Origin of the sequence: Kitasatospora sp. NPDC057198 (genome assembly GCF_042670125.1) — a bacterium.
In the GTDB taxonomy this organism is placed as follows: domain Bacteria; phylum Actinomycetota; class Actinomycetes; order Streptomycetales; family Streptomycetaceae; genus Kitasatospora.
On sequence record NZ_JBHUWH010000240.1, the window covers coordinates 1 to 11,585 of the forward strand.

An 11,585-nucleotide genomic window follows, 5' to 3' on the forward strand; every position below is an offset into this window, starting at 1 on the left:
TTCTTCGGTCGTCACAACCCGAATGCTGGACACCCTTCCTGCATGTCCGAAGCAGAACCAGCAAAACCAGCTGACTTCGGAACTACTCGTCTAGTACTTGATCCGGGCCCTGCGCCGCCGCAACCCGAGGGCCGTCCCGGCCAGCGCGGTCAACCCGACCGCACCGCCCGCGGCGAGCAGCGGTACACCATCGCGGTCCGCCGCGGCCGCCGGAGCCGCCGCCGTCTCGAAGCCGCCCGCCCGGCCGGAGGCGTCGTACCCGGAGCCGGGCAGCTTGTCCCCGTAGCGCTGCTGGACGAGCCGCTGGTACGCGGCGACGGTGGTGCCGTGCGCGCCGACCGAGCGGCGCGCGTCCTCGTCGAGCGGCAGGACGCGGCCGCCCTTGACCTCGTACCAGGCGTCGATCTGCGGTTCGCGGAAGGCGGTGCCGCCGTCCGCCGCGGCCCGGGCCGCGTAGTCGGTCTCGTCGCCGCCGGAGGCGATGTTGACCACCCGCCAGCTGCCGTCCTGCCGGGCGGTCCAGACCGAGGCGCGCTGCCCGTCCGCGGCGACGGCCGCCGTCGCGGTGAACTCGACCTCGGCGACCGGGGCGCCGGCCCGGCCCGCGACGAAGGCGGCGGAGAGGGTGTAGACGGGCACGGTGTCGCCGGTGAGCCGGGGTGCGGCGGCGCTCGCCGCCCTGGCCTCGTCGGCGGCGCTGATCCCGAGCGGCTGGGTCGGCGGCACTCCCCCGCGGGCGAAGAAGTGCCCCAACTTGTCGATGACGGCGGGCTGTTGGGTCGCGCTGCGGGCGGCGGCCAGCTCGCCGGATCCGGGGGCGACCGGCACGGCGGGGGCGTCGGCGGCGTGGGCCGCGGGCGCGAGGGCGAGGGTGAGCGCGACGGCGGCGAGGGCGGTCGCGGTGCGGGTGGCGCGGACGCGGTGGTTGCTCATGACGGGTCTCCTCACGCGCCGATCCGGTACAGGGAGTGGGTCCAGGAGAAGGACCCGTTGCTCACGTAGTAGGTGTAGTCGCCCCAGTTGTAGCGGTAGTTGGACGGCCAGGGGTCGCCCCAGTACAGCCAGTTGCTGTTGACGTCGTAGCCGTACAGGACGTTCATGTGGCCGCCGCCGGAGCTCCACTGGATCCGGGTCTCGACCGGCCGGCCGGCGTCGATCTCGCTCTGCACGGTGGAGTAGCGCAGGTACCCGTTGACGTACGAGCCGGTGCTGATGCCGATCCGGTAGAGCGCGTTCTGCACCTCGGCCAGGCTGGCCTGGCTGTTGGGGCAGGTGGAGTTGACGGAGCGGCCGAACGCCAGGTTGCAGAACTGGTTCTGGCTGTAGGTGTAGCCGTAGTAGGTGGCGATGGTGTTGCCGCCGGCCGCCCAGCACCAGTTGCTCTGCTGCTGGGCCTGCATGGTGATGTTGAGGATCCGCGAGGTGCCGGCCAGCGCGGGGGCCTGGGCGGCGGGAGCCTGGGCGGCGGGAGCCTGGGCGGCGGGGGCCTGGACGGCGGCGGCGGCCGTGGGGGCGGTGGCCGCGTGGGCGGGGGTGGTGGCGGCCACGCTCAGGACCGGGGCGAGGGCGCCCAGGGCGAGTGCGGCGGCCGTCCGGCGCAGCCGGATCGGAAGGTGTGGCATGGGGGTCGGCCTCCTGGCAGGGGCGAGGAGTGGATGTGGGGGCGGCGCGTCCGGACGGCGCGGGACGAGCATCCGGCCGGGCCGGTGCGCAGGTCAACGGCCTTGTCCCGGAAGGCGGTCGGGGTGTGAACGGGCCCGGCGGCGGTGTGAACGCGACGGCCCTGGGCAGCGCGGATATCGTCCGGGCCGATGACAGGGCGGCCCGGAGGTGTGAATATTCACGGTCAATCCACGGTCGATCGAGGAGGTGGCCGTTGCAGCAGCCGTCCGCACCGTCCGAACTGGCCCTCGCCCTGCGCACCGGGCCGTTCCACCTCGCCCTGCGGGCCGCGATCGCCGCCCGCGGCCTCGCCCTGCACCGGCTGCGCGAGCGGCTGGCGCAGCGCGGCGTGCGGGTCGGGGTGACCAGCCTCAGCTACTGGCAGCAGGGGCTGCGGCGCCCGGAGCGGGCCGAGTCACTGCGCGCCGTCGCGGTGCTGGAGGAGGTGCTGGAGCTCCCCGAGCACTCGCTGACCCGGCTGCTCGGCCCCCGCCGCCACGCCCCCGACCCGGCGCCCGCGGGCCCGGCGGTGCGCCCGTACCGGGACTTGATCAGCCCGGCCGAGGCGGTGGACGGGCTGCTCGCCGTACTGTCCGGGCCGCCCGACACCGGGCTGCACACCATCACCCACATCGAGCGGATCCGGGTCGGCGCGGACCGGCGGCTGCTGCGCCGCGACTCCCAGCACGTGCTGCGCGCGCACCGCGACGGCATCGACCGGTACCTGGCCATCTACCAGGGCGATCCGGGCTGCGACATCGAACGCGTCCGGGTCCGGGCCGAGGAGAACTGCCGGCCCGGCCGGATCCGGCGCGATCCGGCCGCGAACCTGCTGGTCGCCGAACTGCTGCTGGACCGCCGGCTGCGCACCGGCGACACCCACCTGCTCGGCTACGGCTTCGACGAGGCGCCGTCCGGCGGCCCCAGCCACGAGTACGTGCGCGGCTTCAACGCGGGCGCCGGCCAGTACGTCCTGCAGGTGTCCTTCGACCGGGCGGCGCTGCCCGTCCGCTGCGACCGCTTCACCCAGCGCACCCCCGGCCAGTCCCCGCTGGAGATCGAGGAGTTGACCCTGGACGGCCACCACTGCGCGCACCTGGTGGCCGCCGACCTGCCGCCCTGCCTGCTGGGCCTGCGCTGGGACTGGGAGTAGCGCGGCCCCGTCCGCGCGCCTGCACGGCCCTGACCGCGCGCCCCCGTCCGCGCGCCTGCGTGCCCGTCGCGCCGTCGTGCTACCGGAGGACCACGTGCACCGCGTCCCCCACCGGGACGTAGCCGATGCGCTGGTAGATCGCGTTGCTGACGGGATTGGCGCGGTCGGTGTAGAGCAGCACCTCGGCCGCCCCGTGGGCCCGCGCGTGCGCGGACGCCGCCGCCGTCAGCGCGCTCGCGTAACCGTGTCCGCGCCGCGTCGGGGGCGTGTAGACGGGGCCGATCCGGGACATCCCGATGACGGCCGGGCTCACCCCGGCGAGCGAGGCGGCCCGGCCGTCCCCGTCCTCCCAGAGCATCAGGGTGTCGGCGGCGATCCGCAGGTCCGCGTCCTCCCGGAGGTCGTCGGGCGTCTGCATCCCGACCTCGACGCAGAACTCGCCGAGCCACCGGAAGACCATCTCCCGGTCCGCCTCCCGGGCGAGCCTGGCCCGCCCCGCCGGGGGCTTCGGCGGGGGCGTCAACTCGCCCAGCCGGTACAGCCGTTCGTCGGTCTCGACGCACCAGCTGCGGCCGGTGTGGTACTCCCACTCCGCGGCGAAGGAGAAGGTCTCCGCCCGCCCGCCGCCGACCGACCCGAGCGGTTCCTCCTGGTCGGCGAGCAGCCGGGCCAGCTCCCCGGCGGCCACGGTGCCCATCCGCCCGAGGCGCTGCCCGTACGGCGGGGTGCGCAGGGTGGCACCGGTGACGGTGCCGTCCGGCTCCTGCCACCAGCCGTAGCGCGGCGCGACCGGTCCGTAGACGTACGGGCCGTCCCGCTCGACCCGGTCGATGATGGTGAGCAGCACGGTGTTCCAGGCCGGGTCGGCCGCGAGGAACTCTCCTGCCGCGGCGCGGAATTCGGCCAGTGAGGTGGTGAGGGTCCAGACCATGCCCCATCCTCTCCCACCGCCGCGGCCCGCGGCCAGCGGTTACCCCCGGCCCGCCCGCCCGTCCCGCTCCTCCTGAGCGCCGCGCAGCCGGTCTGCCAGCTCCGCCGGGTCCGCGGTCGGGCGCTCGCAGGCGAAGTGCCGGCACACGTACCCGGCGGCCCGGCCGTCCAGCAGCGGGCGGTCGGCGAGCAGCGGCACCTCGGTGCCGCCGGGCTCCCCGACCGCGACGACCGCGCCGGGCGCGGTGGAGCGCAGCGCGGCCAGGTGCAGCGCGGCCCGGTCCGGGTCGTCCGCGGCGCCGACCACGGCGACCTCGCGGGGGCCGTCGAGCAGCGCCTCGGCGACGGCCAGGCCCCAGCCGGTGAACCGGGGCGCGCGCGGGCCGAGGGTGGCGACGATGCCCAACGCCCGTTCGGCGGCGGTGCGGTGGCGGTCCGAGCCGGTGTACGCGGCGTACCCGAGCAGGGCGCCGGCGGCGGCGCTCCAGCCGGACGGGGCGGCGTTGTCGGTCGGGTCCTGCGGGCGGCGGATCAGCTGCTCGGCGTCGTCGGCGGTGTCGTACAGCGCGCCGGACGCCTCGTCGGTGAAGTGCAGCAGCACCAGGTCGAGGAGTTCCCCGGCCAGTTGCAGCCAGGAGCTGTCCCCGGTGACGGCGTACAGCGCGAGGAAGCCCTCGGCGGTATCGGCGTAGTCCTCCAGCACGCCCGCGTTGGCGCCGGCCCGGCCGTCCCGCGAGGTGCGCAGCAGCCGGCCCTCCGGGGTGAGGTGGACGGTGATCAGCAGGTCGGCGGCCCGCTCGGCGGCCTCGACCAGGTCGGGGCGCTCCAGCAGCGCGCCGGCCTCGGCGAGCGCGGCGATCGCCAGGCCGTTCCAGGCGGCCACCACCTTGTCGTCCCGCGCGGGGGCGGGGCGCCCGGCCCGCGCCTCCAGCAGCTTCGCCCGGATCTCCGCGTACTTCCCGCCGTCCGCCGGGTCCGCGGGCAGTTGCAGCACCGAACTGCCGTGCTCGAACGTCCCCGTGACGTCGAACAGCTCCACCGCGAGGGCGGCGTCCGCCTCCCCCAGCACCTCCGCCAACTGGCCGGGCGTCCACGCGTAGTAGGCGCCCTCGGCGTTCTTCCCGCTCGCCGCGTCCAGCGAGTCGGCGTCCAGCGCGGAGGCGAACCCGCCCTCGGGGGTGCGCAGTTCGCGCAGCAGGAAGTCGGCGGTCTCCAGCGCGACCCGGCGCGCCCGCTCCTCGCCGGTGGCCCGCCACAGGTGCAGGTACACCCGCAGCAGCAGCGCGTTGTCGTAACACATCTTCTCGAAGTGCGGCACCGTCCAGGTCGCGTCCACCGCGTACCGGGCGAAGCCGCCGCCCAACTGGTCGTAGATCCCGCCGCGCGCCATCGCCTCGCAGGTGCGCTCCACCATCCGCAGCGCCGCCGCGGAACCGGTCCGCGCGTGGTGCCGCAGCAGGAACTCCAGCACCATCGACGGCGGGAACTTCGGCGCCCCGCCGAACCCGCCCCGCCGCTCGTCGAACGAACGCGTCAACTCCAGCAGCGCCGCGTGCAGTTCACCCTCCCCGGGCAGCTGCGCGACCCCGCTCCCCACCGCGTACACCGAGGCCCGCTCCGCCAGGTCCCGGCCGATCCGCCCGGCCACCTCCCCGACCTCGTCCCGCCGCCCCGTCCACGCCTTGTCCACGCCCTCCAGCACCTGCCGGAACGAGGGCATCCCGTGCCGCGGCTCCGGCGGGAAGTACGTCCCGAAGTAGAACGGCTCCTTCCCCGGCGTCAGGAACACCGTCATCGGCCACCCGCCCTGCCCCGTGGCCGCCTGCACCGCCTCCATGTACACCGCGTCGACGTCCGGCCGCTCCTCCCGGTCCACCTTCACCGCCACGAACCGCTCGTTCAGGAACTCCGCGGTCGCCTCGTCCTCGAACGACTCGTGCGCCATCACGTGGCACCAGTGGCACGCCGCGTACCCCACGCTCAGCAGCACCGGCACCCCGCGCCACTCCGCCTCCGCGAACGCCTCCGGCCCCCAGGGCCACCAGTCCACGGGGTTCTCGGCGTGCTGCAACAGGTACGGGGAGGTCGCGTGTGCCAGCCGGTTCGCCATGGCGGCAGTATTTCAGGCGCCCGGCTCGCTGCGGGAACGGCCCGGCGGGGCGTCGTGCTCGGATGTGACGGGAAATCATCGTGACGGCCGCCGCCGAAACGGACGTCTCGACGGCGGCCACAGGCGAACGGCCTGGTTCACGGACTGGTGGGAAGCCCCTATCGGGAACTACCCGGGCTGCGGCTACTCGGCGTCCGACTGCTGCCGCAGCTGATCCAGCGGCCTTCACCTCGCCAGGAAGCCGCCCGGCGCCCTGCCTCCGAGGCCCGTACCGGCCGGCGTGCCGGCGCCCCGGCGTGGCGGCGCCGTCAGGGGGTCCGCCGGCCTGTTCCGGCGGTCGTCGCGGTGCGCGGTCTCGGGGCCAGGGCCGTGCGCAGCGCCGGGGTGAGGACGTGGCGGATCTCGGACGGGGTGAGGGCGGCGGGGGTGGGCAGCGGGTTGAGGTAGCGGGTGTAGATGAGGCCGCCGAGGATCGTCACCACGGCCGTGGCGCGGGCGGTGGCGTCCCGGCCGCCGAGAAATTCAACGAGTCGGGCCAGCAGCTCGTGTTCCAGGTATTCGCGGAGCACGTGCGCGGCCTCGTCGCCCTGGGCGGTGAGTTGCCGGAAGTCGGCGTCCTCCCACAGTTCCGTCACCGCGTCGACCAGGCGGTCGGGAAGGGTGGCCGGCTCGCCGCCGAGGACCTCGTCCACTGCCAGCACGTTGGCGCACTGGAACTGCATCACCTCCGCGAACAGGCCCTTCTTCGAACCGAAGTGGTACGCGATGAGTGCCGGGTCGACCCCGGCGGCCTCGGCCACCGCGCGCAGGGTGGTGCGCCGGTAGCCGCGTTCCAGGAACAGCGCGCGGGCCACCGGGACGATCGACTCGCGGGTCGGCGGGTTGCCGCGCGGGCGGCCTCGGGGGCGGGCGGGGGCGGGGGCGGGGTTATTCATCGTCGTTGAGCCTCGCGTTCCGGGATCGGCAGAGTCAAGGGCGTTCCAGGACCCACACGGAGGGATGACCCGACACCATGCGCATCACCGTCTTCGGCGCCGCCGGACCGACCGGCCGCCACCTCACCGACCAGGCCCTCTCGGCCGGACACGAAGTCGTCGCGGTGACCCGCCGCGCGGGTTCGGTCGCCGAACGGCCGGGCCTGACCGTGGCGGTCGCCGACGCCACCGATCCGGCGGCCGTCGACGCCGCGGTCGCCGGGACGGACGCCGTGCTGTCCGCGCTGGGCGCGCGTTTCAGCAAGGAGGCCGTCACCACGTACTCGGCGAGCGCCACGGCGATCACCGGGGCCATGGCCCGGCACGGCGTCAAGCGGCTGCTCGCCGTCAGCTCCAGCATCGCCGACCCGAACTGGCGCCCCACCGGCGCGCACTTCTTCAACCACGTGCTCGACCCGCTGGTGAACCGGCGCCTGGGCCGCACCCTCCACGAGGACATGCGCCGCATGGAGGCCGTGATCCGGCGGACGGACCTCGACTGGACCCTGGTCCGGCCCTCGGGCCTCTTCGAGCACCCGGTCGTCACGGACTTCCGCACCGCACAGGACAGCGCCGACGGCGTCTTCACCGCCCGCGCCGACCTCGCCGCGAGCATGCTGCGCGAACTGGAGGAGCGCAGGTACGTCCGCGCCCCGATGGGCGTCATCACCACGGCCGTGAAGCCGAACATCGCCAAGCTGATCTGGCAGGAGGGGGTGAAGAAGAAGTGAGCCGGGCGACCCTCGAACTCCCGCCCTCCACCAGGGTCTTCCTCACCCGCCCCGCCACGGCCTGCTTCACCACCCTGCGCCCCGACGGCACCCCGCACGTCACCCCGGTCCGCTTCACCTTCGACGCGGCCGCCAGCCTGGCCCGGGTGACCACCCGGGCGGGATCCCGCAAGGCCCGGAACGTGGCGGCGGGCGGCCCGGCGGCCCGGGTCGCGCTCTGCCAGGCGGAGGGCTTCCGCTGGGCCACCTTGGAGGGCCGGGCCACCGTCACCGACGACCCCGCCCGCCTGGCCGAGGCGATCCGCCGCTACACCGCCCGCTACCGCGCGGCCCCGCCGACCCCGCCGGACCTGGTCGTCGTCGAGATCGCCGTCGACCGCGTCCTGAGCCCCAACTCCTGACTCCCACCGGTGAAACGGAAGTGACATCCGCAATGCCCACCCTCCCCGTCCTCGGCTCCACCCTCCACTACCGCGAGTCCGGCGACCCCGACGGGCTGCCGTTCGTCTTCCTCCACGGCAACCCCACCTCCTCGCACCTGTGGCGCAACGTCCTGCCGGGCGTGGCCGCGCCCGGCCGCCGCCTGCTGGCCCCCGACCTCATCGGCATGGGCGAGTCCGGCAAGCCGGACATCGCCTACACCTTCGACGACCACGCCCGCTACCTCGACGCCTGGTTCGACGCCCTGGGCCTCACCGAGGCCGTCCTCGTCGGCCACGACTGGGGCGGCGCGCTCGCCTTCGACCGGGCCGCCCGCCTCCCGGACCGCGTCCGCGGCCTCGCCTTCACCGAGACGATCGTCAAGCCCCTGGTCGGCGACGAGTTCCCGGCGGCCGGACGGGAGTTGTTCACCCTCCTGCGCACCCCCGGGGTGGGCGAGGAGATGGTCCTGGAGAAGTCGCTGTTCGTCGAAGGGCTCCCGCAGACACTGGCCACCCCGCTCGCCCCCGCCGACCTGGAGGTCTACCGCCGCCCCTTCCCGACCCCGCACAGCCGCCGCCCGGTGCTGGCGTGGACGCGCATGATGCCGCTGGACGGCGAGCCCGCCGACGTCGTGGCCCGCATCGAACGCTACGACGCCTGGCTGGCCGCCAGCCCCGAAGTCCCCAAACTGCTGGCCGCATTCGAACCGGGCCCGGGCGCGATGACCGACCACGGCGCCGTGGCCTGGTGCGAGGAGAACATCGCGGGCCTGGAGGTCTCCCGCCACGGCCCGGCCGGCCACCACTCCCCGGAGGACCGCCCCGAGGAACTGGCCGCGTCGATCCACGCCTGGGCCGACCGCCACGGACTGGCCCGCCGGTAGGGCCGGCGCACCGGGCCGTCCGCGCACCGCCGGCGGGCGGCCGACGCACCGGGCGGCCCGGAGGCCGCCGCGCGCCGGGAGGTCAGTCGTCCTTGGGGTCCGGCTGCTCGGTGAAGTCGATCTTCTTGAAGCGGGCGTTCATCGACTTCAGGAGGAACCAGGTGGCGACGCCGAGAGCCGCGAAGACGACGAAGCCGAGCAGGCCAGGGGTGACCTTGGCCTCGTCGAGGGCCAGGGTGGCGGCGAGCTGGACGGGGTTCACGGGGGTGCTCATTCCTCCATGGTGACCCGGCCTTAAGACGGCCGGGTCACCGGGGGGTGGTACGGGGCGGGGCGAAGCGGGGCGAAACGACCGCGGGGGCTACTTGCGCAGGCCCGCGAAGAGGTCGCTCTCGGGCAGGTCGGTCTCCACCAGGGACTTGGCGAGTTCGTAGTCCTCGGTGGGCCAGACCTCGCGCTGGATGTCGAGCGGGACGCGGAACCAGGGCCCGTCGGGGTCGATCTGGGTGGCGTGGGCGATCAGCGCCTTGTCGCGGGTCTCGAAGAAGTCGGCGCACTCGACCCGGGTGGTGATCTCCCGCTCGGCCCGGCCGGACTTCTCCCAGCCCTCGATCCACTCGCCGTACGGGGAGTCGTGCCCGTTCTCGCTGAGGTAGGCGTGCAGGGCGCGGATCCGGCCCATCGGGAAGCCGTGGTTGTAGTACAGCTTGGACGGCTGCCAGGGCTCGCCGGCCTCGGGGTACGCCTCGGGGTCGCCGGCCGCCTCGAAGGCCGCCATGGTGATCTTGTGGGTCATGATGTGGTCGGGGTGCGGGTAGCCGCCGTTCTCGTCGTACGTGGTGATCACGTGCGGGCGGAACTCGCGGATCAGCTTGACCAGGGTGCCGGCCGCGACCTCGACCTCCTCCAGGGCGAAGCAGCCCTCGGGCAGCGGGGGCAGCGGGTCGCCCTCCGGGAGGCCGGAGTCGACGTAGCCGAGCCACGCCTGCTGGACGCCGAGGATCTCCCGGGCGGCGTCCATCTCCTTGCGGCGGACCTCGTGGATGTTCTCCTCGACCCACGCGTCGCCCTGGAGCTTGGGGTTGAGAATCGACCCCCGCTCCCCGCCGGTGCACGTGGCGACCAGGACCTCCACCCCCTGGTCCACGTACATCGCCATGGTGGCGGCGCCCTTGCTGGACTCGTCGTCCGGGTGCGCGTGCACCGCCATCAAACGCAACTGCTCGCTCAACGCCTGATCCCCTTCAGGTACAGGTATGTCCGGGTTCGTCGGGCCGGCTCCCCCGCCGCCTCTGGCGCGGACGTGCCCCTCCTATAGTGACGGACTGGAGGGCCCGTCCATTCCCACCGAAGGACGAACGCCGCTCCGCGAAAGGACCGATCCCCGCCATGGACCACAGCCCTACGCCCGAGCCCCGGCCCGGAACGCGCACCGCGCCGGAGCCGGCGGCGCAGCCGGCCCCGCAGTCCGCGCCGCCGGCCGGCCGCTACAGCCGCGTCGACGACCGGGCGGCCGACCGCAGGCTGCGGGTGGCCGCGGTGGTGTGCGGGGTGCTGTTCCTGGGGCTGATCGCCTGGCTGGGCGGCTCGTACCTGCTGCGCGAGACCGAGCTGAACGGTACGGTGCCGACCTTCCAGACGGTCTCGGACACCGAGGTGCAGCTGCAGCTGTCGGTGCGCAAGAGCGAGGGCACCTCCGGGGTGTGCACGGTGCGCTCGCAGGGGGCGGACGGCGCGGTGGTCGGCCAGTCGGACTTCCAGGTCCCGGCGGCGGGCAGCAGCTACGACGAGGTGGTCACGCTGCGCACCACGGCCCGCGGCACCACCGCGGAACTGCTCGGCTGCACCCCCGACAAGAAGTGACCCGCCCGCGGAGCGACCCGCCCGGGGAATGACCCGCCCGGAAAGCGACCCGCCCGGGGAGTGACCCGCGGGGGGTGACCCGCAGGGGGTGACCGCCCGCGCCGCCCGCTCGCTCACCCTTTCGGAGGGCATCGCCGCGCGGCCGGGCCGCGCCCGCCCGCAGCCCTCCCGTCCGGGCCCGGAACTTGTTAGGCTCGTGATTTCGCCCCTTCCGCGCCGACCGGCTCGGGAGCGGGCGTTGCTTTGCATCTGCCCAGAAAATCGACCCACCGCCGCCGGTCCACCCCCGGGGCGGCGCCAGCACCGACGAGGAGCACCCTGTGACCCAGACCAACGATGACGTGACCTGGCTCACTCAGGACCACTACAACAAGCTCAAGGCCGAGCTTGACCACCTGACCGGGCCCTGGCGCATCGAGATCGCCCAGAAGATCGAGGCCGCGCGCGAGGAGGGCGACCTCAAGGAGAACGCCGGCTACCACGCGGCCAAGGACGAGCAGGGCAAGACCGAGGCGCGGATCCGCCAGCTGACCCAGCTGCTGGAGCGGGCGAAGGTCGGCGAGGCCCCGGCCGACTCGGGCGTGGTGGCCCCAGGCATGCTGGTGAAGGTCGCCTTCGACGGCGACGAGGACGACACCATGGAGTTCCTGCTGGCCTCCCGCGAGGTCACCGACGGCGACATCGACGTGTACTCCCCGCAGTCGCCGCTGGGCCGGGCCATCATCGGCAAGTCGGTGGGCCAGGACGCCCAGTACGAGCTGCCGAACGGCAAGAAGGCCGGCGTGAAGATCATCGACGCCAAGCCGTTCTCCGGCTGACCTGCGCGAACGCGTGACGACGGCCGCTCCCCCGGGTG

At 74.1% G+C, this 11,585-nt stretch carries 13 protein-coding genes; 6 read left to right on the forward strand and 7 right to left on the reverse strand.

The window, feature by feature from the left end:
* Positions 1 to 90 precede the first annotated feature (90 nt).
* Positions 91 to 933, reverse strand: coding sequence for a hypothetical protein (locus ACFUEL_RS24440; protein ID WP_380238892.1), 843 nt, complete (start codon positions 931 to 933; stop codon positions 91 to 93).
* 11 nt (positions 934 to 944) lie between these two features.
* A complete protein-coding gene (locus ACFUEL_RS24445; protein WP_380238893.1) occupies positions 945 to 1,622 on the reverse strand; it encodes a papain-like cysteine protease family protein in 678 nt (225 codons plus the stop codon).
* 254 nt (positions 1,623 to 1,876) lie between these two features.
* Here ACFUEL_RS24445 and ACFUEL_RS24450 point away from each other — a divergent pair, with 254 nt between their 5' ends.
* Positions 1,877 to 2,815 (forward strand): hypothetical protein, encoded by a 939-nt coding sequence (locus tag ACFUEL_RS24450; RefSeq protein ID WP_380238894.1) that lies wholly within the window; start codon positions 1,877 to 1,879, stop codon positions 2,813 to 2,815.
* A 79-nt stretch (positions 2,816 to 2,894) separates the two neighbouring features.
* On the opposite strand, the gene ACFUEL_RS24455 is transcribed toward ACFUEL_RS24450, so the two are convergent.
* From ACFUEL_RS24455 to ACFUEL_RS24465, 3 genes are all read right to left on the reverse strand, one after another.
* Positions 2,895 to 3,746 (reverse strand): GNAT family N-acetyltransferase, encoded by an 852-nt coding sequence (locus ACFUEL_RS24455; protein WP_380238895.1) that lies wholly within the window; start codon positions 3,744 to 3,746, stop codon positions 2,895 to 2,897.
* A 39-nt stretch (positions 3,747 to 3,785) separates the two neighbouring features.
* Entirely contained in the window at positions 3,786 to 5,855 is a 2,070-nt protein-coding gene (locus ACFUEL_RS24460; protein ID WP_380238896.1) for a thioredoxin domain-containing protein, read from the reverse strand.
* A 308-nt stretch (positions 5,856 to 6,163) separates the two neighbouring features.
* Positions 6,164 to 6,790, reverse strand: coding sequence for a TetR/AcrR family transcriptional regulator (locus tag ACFUEL_RS24465; RefSeq protein ID WP_380238897.1), 627 nt, complete (start codon positions 6,788 to 6,790; stop codon positions 6,164 to 6,166).
* A 77-nt stretch (positions 6,791 to 6,867) separates the two neighbouring features.
* On the opposite strand from ACFUEL_RS24465, the gene ACFUEL_RS24470 reads away from it, so the two are divergent.
* The 3 genes from ACFUEL_RS24470 to ACFUEL_RS24480 are packed head-to-tail and all read left to right on the forward strand — an operon-like array spanning position 6,868 to position 8,866.
* The gene (locus ACFUEL_RS24470; RefSeq protein WP_380238898.1) at positions 6,868 to 7,560 is read left to right on the forward strand and encodes an NAD(P)-dependent oxidoreductase; all 693 of its coding nucleotides are present in this window, start codon (positions 6,868 to 6,870) and stop codon (positions 7,558 to 7,560) included.
* A complete protein-coding gene (locus tag ACFUEL_RS24475) occupies positions 7,557 to 7,961 on the forward strand; it encodes a pyridoxamine 5'-phosphate oxidase family protein (protein WP_380238899.1) in 405 nt (134 codons plus the stop codon). Before ACFUEL_RS24470 ends, ACFUEL_RS24475 begins: the two co-directional genes overlap by 4 nt.
* Before the next feature lie 32 nt (positions 7,962 to 7,993).
* The gene (locus ACFUEL_RS24480) at positions 7,994 to 8,866 is read left to right on the forward strand and encodes a haloalkane dehalogenase (protein WP_380238900.1); all 873 of its coding nucleotides are present in this window, start codon (positions 7,994 to 7,996) and stop codon (positions 8,864 to 8,866) included.
* An 82-nt stretch (positions 8,867 to 8,948) separates the two neighbouring features.
* Here the strand turns inward: ACFUEL_RS24480 and ACFUEL_RS24485 are convergent, their stop codons facing one another.
* Positions 8,949 to 9,140 (reverse strand): hypothetical protein, encoded by a 192-nt coding sequence (locus tag ACFUEL_RS24485; protein WP_380238901.1) that lies wholly within the window; start codon positions 9,138 to 9,140, stop codon positions 8,949 to 8,951.
* Between the two features lie 87 nt (positions 9,141 to 9,227).
* Positions 9,228 to 10,097, reverse strand: a complete 870-nt coding sequence (gene mca, locus ACFUEL_RS24490) for a mycothiol conjugate amidase Mca (RefSeq protein ID WP_380238902.1) — start codon at positions 10,095 to 10,097, stop codon at positions 9,228 to 9,230.
* 158 nt (positions 10,098 to 10,255) lie between these two features.
* Here mca and ACFUEL_RS24495 point away from each other — a divergent pair, with 158 nt between their 5' ends.
* Both ACFUEL_RS24495 and greA read left to right on the forward strand, forming a co-directional pair.
* On the forward strand, positions 10,256 to 10,729 hold the full coding sequence (locus ACFUEL_RS24495; protein WP_380238903.1) for a DUF4307 domain-containing protein: 474 nt from the start codon (positions 10,256 to 10,258) through the stop codon (positions 10,727 to 10,729).
* 320 nt (positions 10,730 to 11,049) lie between these two features.
* A complete protein-coding gene (gene greA / locus ACFUEL_RS24500) occupies positions 11,050 to 11,547 on the forward strand; it encodes a transcription elongation factor GreA (RefSeq protein ID WP_380238904.1) in 498 nt (165 codons plus the stop codon).
* Positions 11,548 to 11,585: the final 38 nt, after the last annotated feature.

What these genes read in the sequence shown, in the direction of transcription:
- ACFUEL_RS24440 (WP_380238892.1), bottom strand. Translation starts at nt 933, where the DNA reads ATGAGCAACCACCGCGTCCGCGCCACCCGCACCGCGACCGCCCTCGCC.
- ACFUEL_RS24445 (WP_380238893.1), bottom strand. Translation starts at nt 1,622, where the DNA reads ATGCCACACCTTCCGATCCGGCTGCGCCGGACGGCCGCCGCACTCGCC.
- ACFUEL_RS24455 (WP_380238895.1), bottom strand. Translation starts at nt 3,746, where the DNA reads ATGGTCTGGACCCTCACCACCTCACTGGCCGAATTCCGCGCCGCGGCA.
- ACFUEL_RS24460 (WP_380238896.1), bottom strand. Translation starts at nt 5,855, where the DNA reads ATGGCGAACCGGCTGGCACACGCGACCTCCCCGTACCTGTTGCAGCAC.
- ACFUEL_RS24465 (WP_380238897.1), bottom strand. Translation starts at nt 6,790, where the DNA reads ATGAATAACCCCGCCCCCGCCCCCGCCCGCCCCCGAGGCCGCCCGCGC.
- ACFUEL_RS24470 (WP_380238898.1), top strand. Translation starts at nt 6,868, where the DNA reads ATGCGCATCACCGTCTTCGGCGCCGCCGGACCGACCGGCCGCCACCTC.
- ACFUEL_RS24480 (WP_380238900.1), top strand. Translation starts at nt 7,994, where the DNA reads ATGCCCACCCTCCCCGTCCTCGGCTCCACCCTCCACTACCGCGAGTCC.
- ACFUEL_RS24485 (WP_380238901.1), bottom strand. Translation starts at nt 9,140, where the DNA reads ATGAGCACCCCCGTGAACCCCGTCCAGCTCGCCGCCACCCTGGCCCTC.
- ACFUEL_RS24495 (WP_380238903.1), top strand. Translation starts at nt 10,256, where the DNA reads ATGGACCACAGCCCTACGCCCGAGCCCCGGCCCGGAACGCGCACCGCG.